The organism is Paenibacillus sp. strain BS8-2 (assembly GCF_054483835.1).
In genome coordinates, this window is sequence record NZ_CM137010.1 from 3,535,377 (window position 1) to 3,556,641 (window position 21,265).

At 48.3% G+C, this 21,265-nt stretch carries 13 protein-coding genes; 11 read left to right on the forward strand and 2 right to left on the reverse strand.

Going from position 1 to position 21,265, the window contains the following annotated elements:
• Positions 1 to 113 precede the first annotated feature (113 nt).
• The 8 genes from ACX1C1_RS15230 to ACX1C1_RS15265 all read left to right on the forward strand — a co-directional run bounded on the left by ACX1C1_RS15230 (position 114) and on the right by ACX1C1_RS15265 (position 14,411).
• Entirely contained in the window at positions 114 to 3,923 is a 3,810-nt protein-coding gene (locus ACX1C1_RS15230) for a glycosyltransferase family 39 protein (protein ID WP_458957695.1), read from the forward strand.
• A gap of 23 nt (positions 3,924 to 3,946) precedes the next feature.
• Positions 3,947 to 4,951 (forward strand): glycosyltransferase family 2 protein, encoded by a 1,005-nt coding sequence (locus tag ACX1C1_RS15235; protein ID WP_458953023.1) that lies wholly within the window; start codon positions 3,947 to 3,949, stop codon positions 4,949 to 4,951.
• On the forward strand, positions 4,941 to 5,396 hold the full coding sequence (locus ACX1C1_RS15240) for a GtrA family protein (protein ID WP_458953024.1): 456 nt from the start codon (positions 4,941 to 4,943) through the stop codon (positions 5,394 to 5,396). The genes ACX1C1_RS15235 and ACX1C1_RS15240 overlap by 11 nt, the downstream gene beginning before the upstream one ends.
• Complete coding sequence (locus tag ACX1C1_RS15245) at positions 5,393 to 6,106, forward strand: class D sortase (RefSeq protein WP_458953025.1); 714 nt, start codon at positions 5,393 to 5,395, stop codon at positions 6,104 to 6,106. Before ACX1C1_RS15240 ends, ACX1C1_RS15245 begins: the two co-directional genes overlap by 4 nt.
• Positions 6,107 to 6,234: 128 nt before the next feature.
• Positions 6,235 to 6,459: a helix-turn-helix domain-containing protein gene (locus ACX1C1_RS15250; RefSeq protein ID WP_006040330.1), complete on the forward strand. Its 225-nt coding sequence runs from the start codon at positions 6,235 to 6,237 to the stop codon at positions 6,457 to 6,459.
• Positions 6,460 to 6,698: 239 nt separating this feature from the next.
• Positions 6,699 to 9,614: an alpha-L-rhamnosidase-related protein gene (locus tag ACX1C1_RS15255; RefSeq protein WP_458953026.1), complete on the forward strand. Its 2,916-nt coding sequence runs from the start codon at positions 6,699 to 6,701 to the stop codon at positions 9,612 to 9,614.
• 25 nt (positions 9,615 to 9,639) lie between these two features.
• Positions 9,640 to 11,211, forward strand: a complete 1,572-nt coding sequence (locus ACX1C1_RS15260; RefSeq protein WP_458953027.1) for a sulfatase-like hydrolase/transferase — start codon at positions 9,640 to 9,642, stop codon at positions 11,209 to 11,211.
• Complete coding sequence (locus ACX1C1_RS15265; protein ID WP_458953028.1) at positions 11,208 to 14,411, forward strand: glycosyl hydrolase; 3,204 nt, start codon at positions 11,208 to 11,210, stop codon at positions 14,409 to 14,411. The genes ACX1C1_RS15260 and ACX1C1_RS15265 overlap by 4 nt, the downstream gene beginning before the upstream one ends.
• 66 nt (positions 14,412 to 14,477) lie before the next feature.
• Here the strand turns inward: ACX1C1_RS15265 and ACX1C1_RS15270 are convergent, their stop codons facing one another.
• Positions 14,478 to 15,314, reverse strand: coding sequence for a carbohydrate ABC transporter permease (locus tag ACX1C1_RS15270; RefSeq protein WP_458953029.1), 837 nt, complete (start codon positions 15,312 to 15,314; stop codon positions 14,478 to 14,480).
• The gene (locus ACX1C1_RS15275; protein ID WP_458953030.1) at positions 15,308 to 16,252 is read right to left on the reverse strand and encodes a carbohydrate ABC transporter permease; all 945 of its coding nucleotides are present in this window, start codon (positions 16,250 to 16,252) and stop codon (positions 15,308 to 15,310) included. Before ACX1C1_RS15275 ends, ACX1C1_RS15270 begins: the two co-directional genes overlap by 7 nt.
• Before the next feature lie 301 nt (positions 16,253 to 16,553).
• Here ACX1C1_RS15275 and ACX1C1_RS15280 point away from each other — a divergent pair, with 301 nt between their 5' ends.
• The 3 genes from ACX1C1_RS15280 to ACX1C1_RS15290 all read left to right on the forward strand — a co-directional run bounded on the left by ACX1C1_RS15280 (position 16,554) and on the right by ACX1C1_RS15290 (position 21,239).
• Entirely contained in the window at positions 16,554 to 18,032 is a 1,479-nt protein-coding gene (locus ACX1C1_RS15280) for a response regulator transcription factor (protein ID WP_458953031.1), read from the forward strand.
• 1 nt (position 18,033) lies between these two features.
• Entirely contained in the window at positions 18,034 to 19,818 is a 1,785-nt protein-coding gene (locus tag ACX1C1_RS15285) for a sensor histidine kinase (RefSeq protein ID WP_458953032.1), read from the forward strand.
• A gap of 116 nt (positions 19,819 to 19,934) precedes the next feature.
• Entirely contained in the window at positions 19,935 to 21,239 is a 1,305-nt protein-coding gene (locus ACX1C1_RS15290; RefSeq protein WP_458953033.1) for an ABC transporter substrate-binding protein, read from the forward strand.
• The last annotated feature ends 26 nt before the right edge of the window (positions 21,240 to 21,265 follow it).

Here is a 21,265-nt window from a genome sequence, read left to right on the forward strand (position 1 = left end):
GTAAGTCATGACATGAATTTTTTGCTAATTACATTGACCGCGACTTGCGAGTTCGCTAAAGTGAATCTGTATGGCTTGTACGGAACCATAGAAGAAGGAGAATGTGATTGAACATGAAGAATGCTGGACTTCGCCTCTATTCGATCTCGCTGCTCGTGCTTGCCGCCTTATTATGGAGCGCACTTCCGGCTTATGCGGCAGGCAACATGATCGTGAATGGCGACTTCGAACAGACAGAGAACGGAATGCCCGTCGGATGGACGACAGAAGCCTGGATCAAAGATGATGCAACAACCGCATATACCTCGGAACAGGGTCTATCAAATGGCGGTCAATGGGCGGCCGTCATTCGTAATGAAAGCGACAATCACGCTAGATTTATTCAGAACGTCAAAATAGAGGGGGACAAGCTGTACCGTTTCTCGGGATATGTGAGAGCGGAAGGGCTTAGACCTGACGCTACGGGAGCCTATTTGTCGGTCGAAGGCGTAGCGGTTCAATATCCGCAGGTCCATGATACCGGCGGTGATTGGACGTATCTCGAATTCTATGGCAAGTCGGAAAAAGATCAAAAGGAAATTACGGTTAGTGTCAGCGTTGGCGGCTACGGCAGCATTAATGCTGGATCTGGTTGGTTTGACGATATCGTTATGGAAGAAGTTGCCGAGGTGCCGGAAGGAACGACGGCATTCTCCCTTGCCTCGACGCCTGTGAGCGCAGGAGACGATGAACAGGCGCCGCCTAGGGTTTCGGTGCTTTCGACGCTCCTATACGCAGCGTTATTTGCTGTAGGATTCGCGCTTGTAAGGAATATGCTGCTCCGTAGACAAGATCGGTTCGCGAAGGGGAATAACACTCGTGATATGCTGCTGTACGGCGGCTTCGCCGCGGCGTTAGCGCTGCGTGTCTTCATCGGTATGAAACATGGCGGTTACGAAAATGATGTTAAGTTATTTATTTTTTGGTCGGAGCAAGTCGTCAAGGACGGTATTGCAGGCTTCTATCATACCGATATGTTCGTGGATTATCCGCCGGGTTATATTTATGTACTATACGTACTTGGACTTATCAAAGAAGGTCTTGGCATCGCAGGTGACGGCAACGCGGCACTTCTGTTATATAAGCTGCCGGCTATCGCCGCTGACTTGGTCACCTCGGCACTTATTTACAGAACTGCGAAACGTAAGCTGGGAGAAGCTGCGGCTATTGGTTTGTCGCTCCTTTATGCCTTCAATCCCGCCGCCATTCTTGATTCGGCAGCCTGGGGCCAGGTGGACGCCGTGTTCGCGCTTGTGCTTACGCTCGCTATTTCTGGCATGGCGGAGAGGAAGTTCGGCAGAGCTTCCGTATGGTACGCCATTGCGGCGCTCATCAAGCCGCAGACATTTATCTTTATGCCGGTCCTGCTTGTAGCTCTATTGCTAGGTAAGCAGTGGAGGAACGTTGCAATCAGTGCTTATTATGGCTTTGGCACTTTCATTCTGCTGGCACTGCCATTCTTCTGGGGGAACGGCGGACTGAAAGGTGTTTACGAGCTGTATCATGGCACTTTATCTTCGTACCCCTATGCGACACTTAACGCTTTTAACCTCTATTCGCTGGCTGGGGGGAACTGGAAGCCATTAGAGGAAACATGGCTCTTCATGTCGTACCAGTATTGGGGCATGCTGTTTATCGGCTTTGCTGTTGTCGCCGCGGTTTTCTTATCATTGGTTCGATCCAAGAAAACAGGAGAGGATCGTTCCTTTTATGTAGCTGCGGTGTTGATTGGAATCGTGTTTATCGGCGTCACGAAGATGCATGAACGGTATATGTTCCCGATCATTCTCCTTAGCATGTTTGCTTATATCCAATCGATGGATCGCAGAATGTTAAGGCTGTTCTTCGGTTTTACGATTACGAATTTCATTAATATGAGCTACGTTCTCAAATTCAGTGAACAGACGACAAATGTGCCGACGGACGGCGTAGTGATGTTATGCGCCATCGCCAATATCGGCTTGCTGCTCTATGCTTTGTATGTTGGCCACGATCTGTACCGGAACCGAAACTTGCTTCCTTACGATACGATTAAACCGGAGGAGTTGCAGCAAGGTGATGCCAAGCGACTGGAGTCCTTCCGTGTCAACGTGGATAAACGATCGGAGGCTCGATTCCTGCAGCGCAAAGATTGGTGGTGGATGGGCGGTATTACAGCTGTATATATCGTCGTGGCATTAGTGAATCTTGGTTCGTTCAAGGATCCTGAGACCGTGTGGCACCCATCTTCCTCTGGCGAAGGGTTCTATATCGACCTGGGCGAAACCAAACAATTGGAGAGGTTGACAAGCTTCGGCGGTGTCGGAACGGGTTCGTATACCTATGAATTTGGTCTAACGCCGGATGTTTGGACAAACAAGGTAGATGTCGACAATAATCATGTGTACGTATTTGCCTGGAAGAGCCAGCAATTGAATGTAGAAGCTAGATATATCAAATTGACCGTGACAGGCGCAGGCTTCTCGATGAATGAGCTTGGCATCTACGAAGCGGGCAGCAAGGAGCCGCTCCCGATCAGCTCGATTGTTGCTCTTAACGACAAGGAGCCTAAGAGGGGAGACATCGCCAATCTGTTCGACGAGCAGAAGCTGATGGTCTACAACCACAACTACATGAAAGGCAGCTATTTCGATGAAATCTATCATGCACGCACCGCATATGAAAATTTGGAGGGACTAGTGGCGTATGAGAATACGCATCCACCTCTTGGCAAGCTTATCATTGCGATCGGCATCAAATTATTTGGTCTGAATCCATTTGGCTGGAGAATTGCGGGAACGCTGTTCGGGGCTGCGATGATTCCGATCATATATTTACTAGCAAGACGGCTATTCGGCGGAACGACGTTTGCTATTACAGCGGCCTTGCTGCTGGCGGCGGACTTTATGCACTTTACCCAGACTCGTATTGCGACAATTGACGTGTATGGCGTATTCTTCATTATGCTGATGTTCTACTTCATGCAACGATACGTTACGATGAATTTCTATCGTTCGTCATTGCTTGCGACTTTCGTCCCTCTTGGGCTTGCCGGTCTGACCTTTGGTCTTGGGGTCGCGTCCAAGTGGATTGTCTTGTACGGCGGTGCAGGCCTTGCCGTCATGCTGGCGTTGTCGCTGATCGATCGTTACAAGGAGTATGCGGCTGCGCGTCGACAATTGAAACGAAGTGACGGGGCAAGCGGCTACGATCAGTCGCAGCTGGAGCGTGTGGCTGCCCAATTCCCGCGTCAAACGATCCTGACGCTGGCAGCATGTATCCTGTTCTATATCGGCATACCAGCGGGCATCTACGCGCTCTCGTATATTCCGATCTTAGGCGTCATGCAAGGCGGATACACCTTTAAGGCGCTGGTTGATTATCAGACGCATATGTACAGCTATCACAGTCATCTCGTATCCTCGCATCCGTTCTCATCCTCCTGGTGGGAATGGCCGTTTATGAAACGGCCGGTCTGGTATTATTCGGGAAGCGAGCTTGCGGCTGGGATGAGATCTACCATTGTAGCGATGGGCAATCCGCTCATCTGGTGGACGGGCTTGTTCAGCATGATTACGGCTGCATATCTCAGCATCAAACGTCAGGACAAGTCGGTGTACATGCTCTGGATTGCGTTTCTTGCGCAATATGTCCCGTGGATGCTAGTGCCGCGCGAGACGTTCCTGTATCATTATTTTGCAATGGTTCCGTTTATCATTCTGAGCACGGTCTATTGTTTCAAGGTGCTGGAAGAGAAACGCCCTGTGTTCGCCACACTTCGCAAGTGGTATGTAGTGGCGGCTATTGCATTGTTTGCGTTGTTCTACCCGGCACTCTCGGGCATGCTGGTGCCTAAGTGGTACGTAGACGTAATGCTTCGCTGGTTCCCTAGCTGGTTATTCTAGACTTAAACGAGGAGTTATGGCGCATGACTGTTAAAGTGAAATATAGCGTAATCGTACCGATGTACAACGAGGAAGCGGTCATTGACGTCACATACGGGCGTCTGAAGGAAGTGATGGATGCGTCGGGTGAGCCATACGAGCTTATTTTCGTCAACGATGGCAGCCGTGATGGAACTGTAGCCAAGACAACCCTCATCGCAAGCGCAGATCCTAATGTGCGTTTGATCGACTTCTCGCGAAATTTTGGCCATCAGATCGCGATCTCCGCAGGGATGGATTACGCGCAGGGCGATGCGATTATCGTCATTGATGCGGATTTGCAGGATCCGCCTGAGGTTATTCTGCAAATGATCGACAAGTGGAAGGAGGGATACGAGGTTGTATACGGCCGCAGACTGAAGCGTAAAGGCGAGACGTTATTTAAGAAGCTGACGGCGCTTGCCTTCTATCGTCTGCTGCGCAGCATGACCAATGTCGATATTCCTTTGGATACGGGGGATTTCCGCCTGATCGACCGTAAAGTATGCGATGTATTGCGCGGTCTGAAGGAAAAAAACAGATTCGTGCGCGGTCTCATCAGCTGGATTGGCTTCAGACAGACCAGCGTAGAATATGTACGCGAGGAAAGGTTTGCAGGCGAAACGAAATATCCGCTTAAGAAAATGATCAGCTTTGCGCTTGACGGGATCACTTCGTTTTCGTACAAGCCGCTTAAGATCGCAACCTATCTTGGCTTTTTCTTGTCGCTTGGCAGCTTCATCTATCTATTGATTATTCTGTACCAACGTTTGTTCACCTCTACGACACTCGAAGGCTGGACGACCATTGTCGGACTCAATTTGTTGTTCAACGGGATAATTCTCCTTCTTCTGGGCGTCATCGGCGAATATATTGGACGTATCTATGACGAATCCAAGAACAGACCGCTTTATATTGTACGCGAGACGTTGGGTTATGCGGAGCGAGAAGCGATTAACGGGCAAGAGCAGCAGGACAAACAGAATCGGGCTGGTCGGGATGTCCGGTAAAGGGGAGAAAGGCTGGTTCCTCCAGCTTGTGATATTTGGAGCAGTTGGCGTTTTGAATACGGCGATCGATTTCGGCGTATTCGGTTTGTTGACTTGGCTATCTGTGCATTATGCTGCCGCTCAAGCGCTCTCTTATTTGGCCGGTATGCTGAATAGCTATTTGCTGAACAACGCCATTACATTTCGCTCGAAAAGTGGGGAGAAGGCTCGTAGCTTCTCTTCCGTTCTGCATAGGCAGCTACGTTTTCTCATCTGGAACGGAGCAATGCTGGCCTTATCGGTCGGGCTCATGAGTGCTTCAATCAGGCTGCTGGATTGGTCGGAGTGGATGGCAAAAGCTGTTGTCACGATCGTCATTCTTGGGTTGAATTTTTACGGCAGCAAGAAATGGGTGTTCACCTCTGCGAGCAGGCCGCAAGTCATGGAGAATGGAGGTCAATCGTGAGAAAGCTGATCGCATACGGGCTTGTGCTTGTAGGTGTCTTGATTATCGCTTATCCAAAGGCAAGTGAATGGTATAACGACCGACAGCAAGAGAAGCTGATGGCGCAGTGGGAAATTAGCGATACAGACGAGACAGTGGGGCAAGTAGCGCAAGAGCAATACGACGGTCTGACGAACTTATTCGTGCAGCTGGACGAAGAAGCGGAGGAAACAGGAGTAGGTGTCGCGGACCCCTCAGAGTCTGCAATAGCTGCTACGCCAACGGTGCCCGCCCAATCAGCGACCTCGGCTGTGTCCGCATCAACGACCACAAAGGCCGAGCCGATTGCAACCATCCGAATTCCCAGCATTAAACTGAAGCTTCCCGTCCTGGAAGGCGCCACTCAGAAAAATATGAAATCTGCTGCAGCCCATCTCAAGGAGACAGCGCCGATTGGCGAAATCGGCAATGCGGCAATTGCGGCACATCGGATGCGGGCGAAAGGGAAGTTGTTCAATCGGTTGAATGAAGTAAAGGTTGGAGATCAAGTTATCGTAGAGACGCGGAAAGGAACTTTCACCTACATCGTATACGAGCTCTCCATCGTGGAACCAACTGATGTCTCCGTATTAAACTACAATGACAGGGACAAACGTCTCACCTTGATTACCTGCGACCCCGTTGTTGATCCAACCCATAGGCTGATCGTGCATGCGGAGATGCAGCAATAAACAGGGTTCTGCTGCGCCTATTTTGTGCATAGACAGCACCAATGACCCGCCCCCTTCATATGATAAGTTGACTGTATCCCTTGACCTTGTTATACCATAAAAACCCGAGCAAGGAGGGGTGACAAACTTTGAAGGGAAGCGACCACAAGAGCAAGTTTTTATTGACGCATCGTGAACGAGAGGTATTCGAGCTGCTGGTACAGGATAAAACTACGCGCGATATAGCTCAGCAATTATTCATCAGCGAGAAAACCGTTCGCAATCATATCTCCAATGTTATGCAGAAGTTGAACGTCAAAGGTCGTTCGCAAGCGGTTGTCGAGCTGATTAAGCTTGGGGAGTTGCAAATCTAATCTAACATAACCCAGACTTCCATTCCGGTTTGTCAGGGCGTAAGCCCTTTCTGTATCGAATGGCACGGAATGATTGAGACGGCATATATGGATATGTCGTCTTTTTCTTTTGTTTCCTGCACAAATCAGAATAATGTCACTTCCTATGTTTAAGGAAGTGACATTTTTGTTTTTTGCCATTCTACACATGTTAATCTGCTGTAAAATTTGAATATTACTTTTTGGCTGGAGGTACAGCGGTGGAAGAACATTATATTTGGCAAGCACAATGGATTTGGAATGATGCAGAAAGCAGCCCGCGCAATGAATGGTGGTGCTTCCGCAGAAGCTTCAGCTTGCAGGCGGAGGAGCTGAAAGACTGTAAAGGTGAAGGCGCAATGCTCAGATTGACGGCCGATTCCAGATATGTATTGTATTTGAACGGTCAAATCGCAGGCAGAGGTCCCGTGCGTTCGTGGAACAACGAGCTTCGATATGATACGTATGACGTAAGTCCTTACCTGAAGGAAGGGCTTAATACGATTGCCGTACTTGTCATGCATTACGGTGTGTCGACCTTCTACTATGAGCGTGGGCGTGGAGGGCTGCTGGCACAGCTGGATCTCCCGGGAAGGGGCGAGACGGGCAGGTCCATTGTGACAGATGAAAGGTGGAAAACGAGCAGATGTCCAGGTCAGCTTGCCCAAGCTCCAAGGATGTCTTGCCAGCAGGCGTTTACGGAATGGGTGGACGCCAGGCTGTGGAATGAGGACTGGACAGAAGCCGATTATAACGATCATGAATGGCAGCAGGCGTCGGTCATTGGGCTGCCCGGGATGGCCCCTTGGAAGACGCTTCTCCCGCGAGATATACCGCATCTTACCGAAGAGACTATATATCCCAATCGGGTGGAAAGCGTGCATGAATGTTCGGCCTTGTCCTGGTCGGCGGTTATCGATTTGAGACCGCACTTCATACCAGAGAGCAGCAGTCATGCCAACCGGGTAGCTTATTCGGGCTACTTGGGCTTTATATTGTCGATGGAGGAAAGCGCCTCCGTTACCTTCGGATGTGTAGCTGGCATTCAGGAGCCGCAATTTCTAATTATTGACGGCGAACGTATCCATGCCTCCCGCTATTATGGCATCTCTCCGGAGAGATATGCCGTTGTTCAGCTCAGCGCGGGCGAACATCTGGTTCTGTACCAAGTGACGAACGACAGTGACCATGGCAGAACGATTCATCTGGGCATGAACGCCGAAGCCGAGCTTCACCTCCGCTACTTATCAGAGGAGCTTGAGCAGTTGACTGATACCACGCCTCTGTTTACCATTGGGCCTTTCGAAAGTGGGGAAGTACAGGATATCGGCATCTATCCGTTAAATCGCAGCGATTCGCTGTATATGCAGGCAGGGCAGATCAAGAGCAAGCAAGAAGCGTTGGAGTGGATGACTCATATTCAACCGCTGTCCAACAGGTTTGTGGCCATTGACGATATCTTCACCCGAACGGTATGGAGCGGACAAGCGCGTACCTTTGTACCCATGGGGTCGCAAATACAAGCTATGGCTGCGTCCAATCAGAATGCGGCGGTCATTGGCCAATGTTCGAAGGACCATGAGCTGGAGCTGGTGGTGGATTTCCGAAAGGAGTATTCGGGGTACATCCAGTTTGAGCTGGAAGCGGAAGCGGGCGTAACGTTCGATTTCTATGGTTTTGAATATATGAGTCAAGGAATCCGGCAGGATACGTACGATCTGAACAATACATTCCGTTATGTGTGCCGAGAGGGGAGACAATCGTACATCTCTCCCATACGAAGAGGATTACGTTATTTGCTTATCCGGCTTAGAGGTATGACCAGGCCTGTTCGCTGGCATAAGGTGAGCATCATACAAAGCAACTTCCCAGCGGCGGAGATCGGACGATTCCAGTGCTCCAATGCGTTGTTTAATGAAATATGGGAAATCAGCAAGCATACAACAAAGCTGTGTATGGAGGATACGTTTGTCGATTGTCCGGCTTACGAGCAAACCTTCTGGGTAGGTGACAGTCGCAATGAAGCGTTGATCAGTCAATATCTGTTCCATAATCAAGAGCTTGTAGAACGATGCTTGCGGCTTGTACCAGGCTCTGCCGAACATAATCCTTTATATATGAATCAGGTTCCGAGCGGCTGGAACAGTGTCATTCCCAACTGGACGTTCTTCTGGATTATTGCCTGCGAGGAGCATTACATGCACACAGGCGACTTGAAGTTTGCCAAGGAAATATGGCCAAGCATCACATATACGCTTGCTCATTATGCTGAGTATATGAACGAAGATGGACTGCTGGACATAAAGGCCTGGAATTTGTTGGACTGGGCGCCGATGGAGCAGCCGGACGATGGCATTGTTACGCATCAGAATGCGTTTTTGGTCAAAGCATTGATGGCGGCAGCGCGTCTTGGCGCTGTAGTAGAGGATATGGCAGCAGCCGATGCAATGGAGGACTGGGCGAACAAGCTTCGTCTTGCGATCAACAAGGTGCTATGGTGCGAGCAAGAGCAAGCATATATTGATTGTATCTATCGTAGTGGAGAGGTTTCCACCACCTTTAGCCTGCAGACGCAGGTCGTTTGTTATTTGTCAGGCATTGCCGAAGGCGATAGAAAGAAGCTGCTAGAGATACATCTGATAGAGGCACCTAATCACTTTGTTCAGATCGGCAGTCCGTTTATGTCCTTCTTCTATTATGAGGCGCTAACACAAATGCAGCAGTACGAACGAATGATGAATGATATGGGAAGCAATTATGGCGAAATGTTAAAGCACGGGGCGACCACATGCTGGGAGATGTATCCTCATTTCACAGAGAATCGGGCGAATCCCGATATGCTGTCCAGGAGCCATTGCCATGCTTGGTCTGCGGCGCCTGCCTACTTCCTCGGCCGAAACGTGCTGGGTGTTCACAGTAATAAAGCGGGCTGGACTTCGATATGTATAGAGCCGCAGGTGTCCGGTTTGCAATGGGCGAGCGGAAGTGTTCCCCTGCCTGATGGCAATCGTGTCGACGTTCATTGGGAGATCCAAGAGGATGTATTCTCGATTGTAATCGGTCTGCCGCCACATATCGAGTTCGAGCTTCATCTGCCTGAGCCATGGAAGCATGAAGTCAAAATCAATACGTATTAATCATCATATTCGAGAGGTGAATCTATTGAGCAGCATACGAAATGTGTTGTGGATTATGGCAGATCAGTTTCGGGCGGATTGCTTGAGCAGTGCCGGTCATCCTGTTGTTTCTACTCCTAATCTGGATGCGCTTGCCGAGCAAGGTGTCCGCTTCGATCAGGCCTATGTACAATCTGCCGTTTGCGGTCCAAGCCGGGCATGTGCGTATACGGGGCGATACATGCATACGCATGGCTCATTATGGAATGGCGTACCGTTGCCGGCCGATGAATTAACGATTGGGAATCTGTTAAGACCCCACGGTATTCGTGCGGCATTATGCGGGAAAACACATCATATCCCGGACCACCCCTTCCATCAGCGACTGGAAAGCATTGGCGCAAACCCCGCTCTCTTGGATGGCATTCATGCCGGACTAGAGCCTTGGGAAGTGCTCGAAATGTCAGGCGAAGGCTGGGTGCAGCATTTGAAAGACAAGGGTTATACGTTGCCTTTCGACGAATATCCCGCTCATGCGCCATTTATCGTTACCGGTCCAGACGGTGAATGGCTGAATGGCTGGCGCTTTGACAATTGCCGATATCCTACCGTCATAGAGGACCAAGACGGCGATACGGCCTTTCTAACCAATCGGGCAATCTCGTTTATGGAAGAGACCGAAGAGCCCTGGTTCCTGCATTTGTCTTATTTTAAACCGCATTGGCCTAATGTGGCTGCAGATCCCTATCACAGCATGTTCGATCCAGAACGGATGGACAAGCCGATTCGAAGCGATGCCGAACTGACGGAGGGTCATCCGATGCTTGACCTGTTCAGGCAAGAGCGACGGGGCACGCAATTGGATCACGAGGACGGCTGGCGAACGATGAGAGCGACCTATTACGGGTTGATCAAGCAGCTGGATGATTACTTGGGTAAGCTGTTTCAATATATGGACCAGTCGGGACGGATGAAGGATACCTTGATCGTATTTACTTCGGATCATGGTGAATATATGGGCGATCATTGGATGTTTGAGAAAGAATTGTTTTACGATCAGGCGATACGGGTTCCTCTTATAATTCGCGATCCTTCTCCCGCTGCCGATGCAACAAGAGGGAAGGTAGAACAGCGGTTTGTCGAACTCATTGATGTCCTACCGACTGTGCTGGATGCTTTCAAGCTGCCGACGCCTGGCGGCGTTCAAGGCCGCAGTCTGCTGCCATGTGTACGTGATGAGGGCGAATCGGTGGAGTGGCGGACGGAAGTTTATTGTGATTGGGATTTCCGTTTTCATACATGCGGAGATACTCTCGGCCTTAAGAGGAATAAGCGGAGAGCTTGGATGATCAGAGACAATCAGTACAAATATGTACACTTCAACGGCCTGCCGGCTATGCTGTTTGATTTGATCGCGGACAAGGACGAGCTGCACAATATTGCGCAAGAAGAGTGGGCGCAACCCATCGTGCATGTCTATATGCGCAAGCTGCTGGAGTGGAGACAATCGACGGAGGATAACAGCAGAGCGTCATGGGCAGAGAAACACATGGATCGACCTAATGACTTTATTCCGGAGCGTATACATTCATTTCACCAAGGGAGCGAGCTGCTATGAGGCAGGATAATGTTCAACAGTTAAAAACAATGTTCGAGAAACCGCCTTCCATCTATCGTCCTGCACCTTTATGGGTGTGGAATGATCGAATGGACAAAGAAGTGATAGCTACTCAATTACGCGATCTGCACGCACATGGCTACGGAGGCGCCTTTGTTCATCCTCGTCCAGGTCTCGTGACAGAATATTTGTCGGATGAATGGTTTGATCATTGGGCATATGCGCTGGAAGAAGCCCGCCGATTGGGGCTCAAGCTGTATATCTATGATGAGAATTCGTATCCATCCGGGTTCGCTGGCGGTCATGTCCCGTCGCAGCTGCCGGATTGTTTGGCTACTTCAATAGCGTGCAAGTGGCTGACGGCTGATCAATTGCAGCATTATGTGAACTCGCCGATGCTTAACCGACCGGGCAATCCCGTACGAGCCTATGCATACGAGACACGGGCAGGGAGCGGCAATCCTGTCCTGACCAAGGATCTGACCCTGCTCCCGGTACAGGAATGGGCGCAGTATGGCTCCCGCTTCTGTGTACTTGAAATCAGTGTGCCGGAGACTAATACATGGCTGGGCGGCTTCGCCTATGTGGATGTGCTGCGTCCGGAGGTCGCAAAGCTGTTTATTGAAACCACTTATGCGCCTTATGCGGAAGCATTCGGAGAGTATTTCGGCGAGCACATCCCGGCGATATTTACGGATGAACCAGAGATATCGCCGGGAAATCTGTTTCAGGAGGGGACGTCCTTCCTGCCTTTCTCCTATTGGTTCGCTTCGCAATTTGAACAGCGTAACGGCTACGATTTGAAGGATTATTTGCCTTGTTTGTTCACTGATGCTGAATGGGCAGATGCCGAACATCCCGCCTCAAAAGTCAGATTCGACTATTATGAGACGATTCGAGAGCTATGGGTAAGCAATTGGGTGGTACCGATCTCCGCTTGGTGTCAACAACAAGGTATCGCCTATACCGGTCATTATTTGGAGCATAATTGGCCGTTTCCTGGCAGCAGGTTATCGCCGGGCGTGATGTCATTATATGAATACATGCATTGGCCCGCCATCGACATGCTGACTACATCGCTGCTGGAGGAGGATGGCATAGAAGCCCAGCTTATGCTTACAATTCGTGAAGCGCATAGCGCTGCTAATCAATTCGGACATAAGCGGGTACTGTGCGAAGCCTTCGGCGCGGGAGGATGGGATTCATCGTTCAAAGATTATAAACGGATCGGCGATTGGTTGTTTGTCAATGGCATCACATTTATGAACCAGCATTTGACCTATTCTACAATTGCAGGCGTCAGGAAGCGGGATCATCCCCAATCATTTGATTGGCGTCAGCCGTGGTGGGAGCAATATACGTTGTTAAACGATTATTACGCCAGACTTTCTGCCATTCTGTCGTCAGGCCGTACCGATAATCGTATCTTGTTATTGAACCCGACAACGTCTCCCTTCTGTCTAAGTACACAAGATATAAGCGGAGAGACCGAGGAGGGAGAAGTATACCATCGCCTTATGAAATCTTATTTGAGTGCGGCGCAATGGTTGTGCCAGCACGGGTGGAACTACGATCTGGCCGATGAATATATACTGGAGCGCCACGGCCAAGTCGTCGAAGGAGGTCATTGGCAGGTTGGCCAATGCCGGTATGATGTTGTCATTATTCATGAGATGACGATTAATCTCAAATCATCGACCGTGAAACAGCTGCAGAGACTGCTCCAGAGCGGGGGCACCGTTATCGCCGTCGGTCAGCCAGGGGGGCTTGTAGATGGCGTAGAGTCGGAGCAATGGGAGGAGCTGGTCTCCCACAGCGGATGGGTCAAGGTGCTCAGCGTTCAGGATATTCATTATGCCCTCAAGGCGCAATGCAAGGAGGATCGTCCCATCATCTTCCGACGTCCGGACATGTCTCACGACGGGTTTATGTATCTGGAGAGAGTGATGGAAGACGGGAGCCGGTTCTTGTTCCTGACACATTCGTCTCCGAAGCCGTTCGAGCAAGTCCTGGAGGTGCAAGGGACTTGTGTGGAACAGTGGGATCTATGGACGGGAGAAGCAGAGGTCCTTGCGGTCGCAGAGAATAGAGAGCGAGCCGTGCTTTCAGTCAGATTAGCTCAAGGCGAAAGCATGCTGCTACGGGTATCGGATCCGCCTATGCCGTCTGCTCCCGTCTTGGGAACAGATCATAATTGTGCCCAGGACAGAGGAAAGCCGTCAAATGCAATAGGCCCGGCTAATGATCTGACGGTACAAGCGGAATCGGCTAATATGGTCGTTATCGATTATTGCGATCTTGTCGTAGGCACGAAGCGATACACCGATATCTCAACGATCTATGCATCCAAGCTGGCGTTCGAGCATCATGGCTTTGCAGATAATCCATGGGATTGCTCGGTGCAGTTCAAACGCCGGCTGCTTGATCAAGAAGCTGAACTCAAGCGGTCTGGCAGCGGCTACCGAGTCGCTTACCGATTTATGGTTGCAGAGGGCTGTAAGCCGGCTGATGTCCATGTATTGGCAGAGCGTCCAGAGCTCATTCAGCTATATGTTAATGGAGCAGCTGTACAGGATAAACGCCAAGCTACACATTGGGATCATCATATGGGGAAATGGTCCATCGCAGAATATATTCGACCAGGCAGCAATGAAATTGAACTGCTCTGCTCGCCCTTCTCGATATTTGCCGAGATTGAGCCGATCTATCTTGAAGGCAATTTCTTGGTGCAGCCCGGAGAAAAGGAGTGGATATTGAATGCTCCGGCGCCATTGACAACGGGCTCTTGGCGCAAGCAAGGTTATCCCTTTTATGGGGGCGCAGTGTTGTATAAGCAAGAGTGGAAGGGATACCGCGAAGGGACAAAGGTGTTTATTACGCTGCCTAATTGGAAGGGGACGGTCGCTTCACTCGTTGTGAACGGCCAACATGCAGGTATGTTTGGCCTAGCTCTCTCTGAGCGTATCGAGATTACACAATGGCTGCAGATAGGCAGCAATGAACTGATTCTGCGAGTGGCAGGCAGCCTGAAGAACATGCTGGGGCCTCATCATGATCCGGATAAACCCCGCCAAGTAGCGTGGCCGGGTAATTGGAAGAAAGCTCCGCTGATTGGCCGACCTAACCCTGAACAATATGATTTGATCGATTACGGTTTGTTTGAGCCGTTTGTTATCGAGGTAGAAGAGTATCAAAACTAGAGACAACAAAGCGATCGATTCTCTGTAAATGAGAGAGTCGATCGCCTTCTACGTGCGAATAGTTGATTAACCTTTTTCTGCTCCAGTCATAAGACCGTCAATCAATTGCTTCTGCATAAACATGTAGAAAATAGCAACGGGAATGATGGATAGAGCGAGCGCTGCGAACAAAATATTCCATTGGGTAACATATTCGCCTCTAAAGAAATATACAGCTAGCGACAGCGTTCTCGATTCTTTGCCCTGCAGGATAATGAGAGAGAAGATCATGTCGTTCCAAACATCTACAGCTTTAATTAATATCAATGTCACAACCGCTGGCTTCAAGAGCGGCAATATGATTCTGAAAAATACGCCAAACGGGCTGCATCCATCGATCATGGCTGATTCCTCGAGTGATATAGGGATCGTTCGCACAAATCGGCTTAACAGGAAGATGCCAAAGGCGGCATAAGCGCCGACATACACATTTACGAGACCGGGTATGGTATTAATTAATCCAAGGTTTTTGAGCAGAAAAACTAACGGAGTCAAAGCGGAATGCGGTGGCAGGATATGACCCGCAATGACAATCAGGTATAGGACGGCAAAAAACTTCTGCCCCCTTCTTGCCCTCATAAAACCATATGCGGCCATGGCATAAAACAGGGCGCCTATGATGACGGTGAAGAAGGTAATTAAAAACGTGTTCTTAAATGATGTCAAATAATTCATTTTCTCGAAAGCAATTTTATAATTTTCGAATTGCAATTGGCTGACCAGGCTCAGCGGCGAGCTTACAACCTCATCGTTGGTCATAAGAGACATATTAAATATCATAAAAAACGGATAAATAATGATTAAGCTGAACAGAACCATGATGAGCTTCAGCGAATGTTGTTGCAGCTTTCTACGTATTACCATGCTTTTTCCTCCCGTCCAGTCAGCCACTTAAATAGTACGGCACCGGTAATAAGGATAACAATGATGTTAATGACAGATGCGGCAGATGCGTAGCCGTTCAGGTTATTGAACATTTGGCGGATGACAAACGTGCCCATCGTTTCGGTAGCATGTCCGGGGCCGCCTTCCGTCATCGCGAAGAAAATGTCGAATGTATTGAGCGAGCCCATAAAGGAAGTGGTCAGGTTGATCGTTGTAGCCGGCGCCAATAACGGGAAAATAACATGCACAAATCTTTTGAACGGCGATGCGCCATCAATGATAGATGCTTCGATAATATCATTCGGGATGGATTTCAAATTGGCAATATAAATGATGGCGGTACGGCCGATAAATCGCCAGCTATGCGCAATAATGACGGCAAGCAATGCCGTATTGGTCATGCCAAGCCATGGCATCGCCCATTTCTCTAGACCGACGGAAGTGAGCAAGAAATTGATAGTTCCGTTAATGTCATAGATATAGGTCCAAATAAATGCGACCACGACAGCACTGATTAAACAAGGGGCAAATATCAGCGTTCTCATTAAATTACTGCCTTTGGAGGATTGATTTAATCCAAGAGCCGCCAATAATCCAAGGATATTCTGAATAATGACAACGACAAGAGCGAAGATAAAGGAGTTCTTGATGCCATGATAAAAGCTTGGGTCGCTCAATAAGAGCTTGAAATTATTTAATCCAACAAACTCTAAATTAAGGTTCAGACCGTTGAAATTCGTAAAGCTGAATAAAAAACTCGCAAAGACAGGAAGTGCAAAAAAGAGTCCAAAGAAAAAGATAGATGGGAGCGTCAAAATTAAATACCCATAAAAGTTGTTAAAATTCAAACGTTCCTTTCGGATTTTGGGAGCCGATGATGGTTGAGATGTGCGGCTTGCTTCAAGTCCGGCATGCATGGGGTCCAAATCCTCCTTTTAATATTTTTTTGGATTGTCGTGAAGTTATCCTAAACAAACAAGCATCTGGTGCTACTCCTCTCTAATAGGAACAGATTCAATAATTTGTCATCGTCTTTGTTTATCGAATCGTTTATACTTTCATTTATCCTTTGCTAAGAGTCATTTTCTCATTTTTAAATCGTTGTTTATACATGTGTATGTTGCATAGATAGTTCAATAATGTTGCAAATCAATAGCGACGGATGGAATTCATGCGGGGCTATTGCGAGCTTGTAAGCGAATGGGAGGCACAACAAGAATGTATCACGTGGCGGTAGTTGATGATGAGATTCTGATTCGAAAGGGCATCCAGCAAAAGTTGCAATTGGATGATTTCAAGGTTGTTTTTGATACGGACGATGGGGAGCTGCTGGATCAATATTTGATTAAACACGGAAGGTACGCGATAGACGTTGCGATCATCGATATCGAGATGCCCCTCATGCATGGTCTGGAGCTTGTACAGCTGCTTAAGGAAAAATATCCGCATTTGATTATCATTATTTTAAGCGGTTACAGTGACTTTCAATATACACAGAAGGCCATTAAGCTTGGCGTCAATGATTATTTGTTAAAGCCGGTAAGTCAAAAGAAGTTATATGAATTGTTTGATGAGCTGCGCGATCAGCTCGTTATACGCAATAGCAACTGGAAAGAAAAACTGACCGCTGATTTGATTGGCCTCTTAAGCAAGCACGGAGAACGAGCAATAGCGCTGGATAAAGATTTGCTCTGCAAATGGTACCCGCAAGGCTTTCGAATCTCGGTATCCGTTGTGGGAAACATACATGGGAAAATGACCTTCCCCGCTTACAATTCTTCAAACAATGAGATTCAATTGGCCTATCCAGGAACGGTCAATCATCAAGTGACGCTTCATTACCCTGATGCGCAGTATGGTGCTATCAAAAATGTCGATACGTTTACGATGTTTACTTCGGGTGTATATGATGATTTGCGTCATTTTGACCAGGTGGTAGAGAAGGCGAGACAAGAAATTAGAGCTAATTTATGTTTGGGAGAAAAGGTGCTTCTCGAGGAGGAGAGAATGTCTGCTTCACTAGATTCATCCGCAACCAAATCGGTACAAACCTTTGTTGTGGAGCAGCAGGAGCTGATTCGCAGTGCAATAAAGTCCCAAAATACAGACAAGCTTACGGACATATTTCGAACGATTCTCAATCATCCGCAGCTGCCTCAAGTTTTTGTAGAGGGGCTGTGGAGAAAGATGGCTGCTGCGATCTATCAAGCTGCGGAAGAGAAAGCCGATGAGATCCTCGATGACGGATGGTTAAGAGAAATGGATCATAAGGAAGATATGATTCGGGAGTTTGCCAATCGGGCGCAGTGGATTGTTGACAAAGCTAATCATCAGCAATCGGGCAAGGAAATATTGCAAGAGGTCATTAAGTATATTGAGCATCACTATGATGAGAATCTGATTTTGAAGGATCTGGCTGACAAATACTTTATTAATCGCAGCCACCTCTCCAGACTCTTTAAGCAACAGTTGGATAAAACATTTAATGAATTTTTGACGGAGCTGCGGATAGAGAAAGCATGTGCCATGCTGAGATCCAGCGGCTTTAAGGTAAAGGATGTCGCGACATCTGTCGGCATTGAGGATAGTCGATACTTCAGTCAGGTGTTCAAAAAAATGACAGGCTACAGTCCCAAAGAATATGCAGACAACAACGTACCTGCTGTTAAAGGTATAGTCGGGGAGCATGGAGACTAATATGAAAAAGGTAGTTAGAGGGATAAGCTTTCATCTGAAGCTTTCTTTGGTGTTCAGCCTGGTCTTTATGCTCATTACCGTCGTTCAGAATGTGCAATCCTATAAGAGAGAAGTAGAAACGATCAGACTTGATTCGATGAAATCGATGAATCATACAGTCGAGAACGCCAAGGAAAGCCTCGAAACACAAATTTTCTTTTTATCCCGTATTTCTTTTGCCTTATCAACCAACCAGGAGCTGATTAATTCCCTGTTAAAGCTTTATCAACAGAGCAATGCGGATGAGGCATTTATTGTGGAGCAAATGAGGGAAGCGGAGAGCATAGCGCCCATGTTGACCTCGTATATTGCGAACTGGAATAAGGTGGAGGGACTCTCCATCTATATGAAAAGCGGTCAAGTCTACTATCAGTCCAAGAGCGTCTTGTATGCAGTCAGTTCTAATTATCAACAGGAGAAGTGGTATGCATCCATGCTTGAGCAGGACTTGAGTCAAACGCCATATATCGACAATCAAGGAACGGGTCAATATCTGTCATACATACGAAGGATTGTCAATCCGACGACGGGAGAGTTCTTGGGATATCTCAAAATTGATTTGAACCTGGGACATGTCATTGAGCAGATTCTGAAGAGTCCGCTTCGCTTATATGAAGGCCGTTTCTATTTGGTCGATGGAGAGCAGCATTCTCCGCTGCTAAGCGGAGGTTCTCCTAACGCTTCACCTGAACCTTTGGATTTAGAACCGATGGGTAAGGACAATCAATCGTTAATAGACGCCGGAGGCAAGGAATTCAGCCTCATTCAGAGACAGGTGGATGAAACCGCCTGGCAAATCCATTACGAATTTGACAACAGCAAAACATTAGCAAATCTAAAGCAGGCTTATGAGGTGCGTATGTACTCTACGGGACTCATTGTTATTGCGATTTTTATAATCTATTATTTGCTCGCCATGGGGATGTCCAAAAATATTCGAAGATTGGCCAAAGGATTACGCCAGATTGAAAAAGGCAATTGGAGCGCTCGCGTAAAGATTGCGACACAGGACGAAATCGGGTCGCTTGCCCATTCGTTTAATGCGATGGCTACCAGACTGCAGGAGCTGTACGATAAGATGTTTAAGCTCGAGCTCGTTACCAAGGAAGCACAAATTAAAGCGCTTCAGGCACAAATCAACCCTCATTTTTTCTACAATGCTATGGCAAGCATCGATTCGCTGGCGGCAATGGGAGAGAATGAGCGAGTCAGCGAGCTGACAGAGGCGTTATCCAATAACTTCAGGTATGCGTTCAGGCATGAAACGATGGTCACGTTGGCGGAGGAGCTCGCGCATGTCCAGGATTATGTGCAGATTATGCAAGTGAGATATCCCAATAAAATTGATTTTCGTATCGATGTTCCGAAGCAAATCAAGGAGGTAGAGGTGCCTAGAATGATTCTTCAGCCATTGGTGGAAAATTGTATCGGCCATGGCGCGCTTAAGCAACGAGGGGTCACGCTGATCGAATTGTCTGGCAAACAAGGTCAGGAGGGAAGCGTGCTTATCGAAGTTAGCGACACAGGCGTTGGTATACCCGAGAGCCGTATGGCAGACATTCAAGCTGCTCTGCTCGGGGGTGATGTGATGAGAGGGGCGAAGGAGCAGCATGTCGGCTTATTGAATGTCCATCATCGATTGAAGTTTCGGTTCGAGGATAATAAAGGCCTCACCGTTCAGAGTGTTCCTGGAGAAGGGACATCGGTTCTATTCAGCATCCCGATTTCGATGGAATCGGAGCGTTAGTTCGTCATGTGATTGTTACGATTTTCAACATTGGATGCAACAAATGTGGATGTGATTCTCGTCCAGTGCCATCTATACTAGCAAGGCAAGACAAAAAAACACTGGGAGGAAATAGAATGTTAAAGGGGAATATCAAATTAGCTCTCATCCTATTGGTAGCGTTTTCGCTAATTTTGGGAGGCTGCGGGTCTGGCTCCAATAATGCTGAAAATTCAAATGCGCAAGGCGGCTCGAACGGAACAGAAGAAGTGGAAAAAACGAAGCTGCTGTTCTTAGGATTTAAAGGCGGGGCTGAAGCGGGCGCGCTGCCAGACATTATCGACGATTATATGAAAGCCAACCCGAATGTGGAAATTGAATATGAATATATCGGAACTGCCAATGGTTACAACGATGTGCTGAAAGCACGTCTTGCAGCTGGCGAGAAGGTAGACGTGTTTATGTCCAACACAGATAACTTTGGCTTAATTACGGATGCCGGTTATGCAGAGGACCTCTCGCAGGAGCCGTATGCGGGCAAGGTGCTGGCTTCCTTGAAGCCGCTGCTCAGCTCGGAAGGCAAGCTGTATGGTCTGCCGATCGAGGCTGCTGGTCTTGGCATGTTTGTTAATGAGGACATGCTGAAGGAGCATGGAATCGAAATTCCAACTAATTGGGAGCAGTTCCTGGCTGCCAGCGAAGCGCTTAAACAAGCGGGAGAGCTGCCGATGATGATGGGTAACAAATCCGGCTGGTCGGCTGGTCACTTTGCCAAAATTAATGTCAACAGCACGTATGGCGGTCAGGCAGACGTAGGAGCAAAGCTTTACTCTGGCGAGATGACATATGCGGAAGCTTACCTGCCTGCGCTGCAAAAGCTTCAAACGTTGATTGACAATGATTATGTGAATGCGAAGAACTCGGTGGGCATGGAATGGAATCAACAATCCTTTACGGAGTTTGTTAACGGCAATGGCGCTTTCATGTTGGGTGGCACATGGCAGGTCGCTCAGCTGAAGGAAGCGAACCCGGAAATGACCTTTGCATTTATTCCAATGCCTGCTCAAGAAGAAGGTACAGCCAAAGCGTTGTTGTTCCCTGGGGTTAATATCTTTGTAAATGCAAAGTCCGATCTGAAGTCCAAAGCACTTGAATTTGTTCAATTTGTTGCAGAGAAGGAAAACCTGGGCCGCTGGGCGAAGAGTCAATCGGCGTTTACGACGATTGAAGGCGGTATCAGTACGGATGCTGCAGAGGTTGCTCGATTTGCAGAAGCGGCAGCAAACGGCGATGTAGCCAGCTGGATTCCGGAGGACGAGGTGCTGGCATCGACTTCTGAAGTGAAAAAGCAAGTACAGCTGTTGCTGCTGAAACAGTTAGCTCCTGAAAAGGCAGCTGAAAATATTGAAAATTATGCTGCAAAGCAGCGTGCTCTAAAATAAATCGACTTCGAAGATACGGCCCAATA

Coding starts and splice junctions, on each gene's coding strand:
- ACX1C1_RS15230 (WP_458957695.1), top strand. CDS start 114: ATGAAGAATGCTGGACTTCGCCTCTATTCGATCTCGCTGCTCGTGCTT.
- ACX1C1_RS15235 (WP_458953023.1), top strand. CDS start 3,947: ATGACTGTTAAAGTGAAATATAGCGTAATCGTACCGATGTACAACGAG.
- ACX1C1_RS15240 (WP_458953024.1), top strand. CDS start 4,941: ATGTCCGGTAAAGGGGAGAAAGGCTGGTTCCTCCAGCTTGTGATATTT.
- ACX1C1_RS15265 (WP_458953028.1), top strand. CDS start 11,208: ATGAGGCAGGATAATGTTCAACAGTTAAAAACAATGTTCGAGAAACCG.
- ACX1C1_RS15270 (WP_458953029.1), bottom strand. CDS start 15,314: ATGGTAATACGTAGAAAGCTGCAACAACATTCGCTGAAGCTCATCATG.
- ACX1C1_RS15275 (WP_458953030.1), bottom strand. CDS start 16,252: ATGCATGCCGGACTTGAAGCAAGCCGCACATCTCAACCATCATCGGCT.
- ACX1C1_RS15280 (WP_458953031.1), top strand. CDS start 16,554: ATGTATCACGTGGCGGTAGTTGATGATGAGATTCTGATTCGAAAGGGC.
- ACX1C1_RS15285 (WP_458953032.1), top strand. CDS start 18,034: ATGAAAAAGGTAGTTAGAGGGATAAGCTTTCATCTGAAGCTTTCTTTG.
- ACX1C1_RS15290 (WP_458953033.1), top strand. CDS start 19,935: ATGTTAAAGGGGAATATCAAATTAGCTCTCATCCTATTGGTAGCGTTT.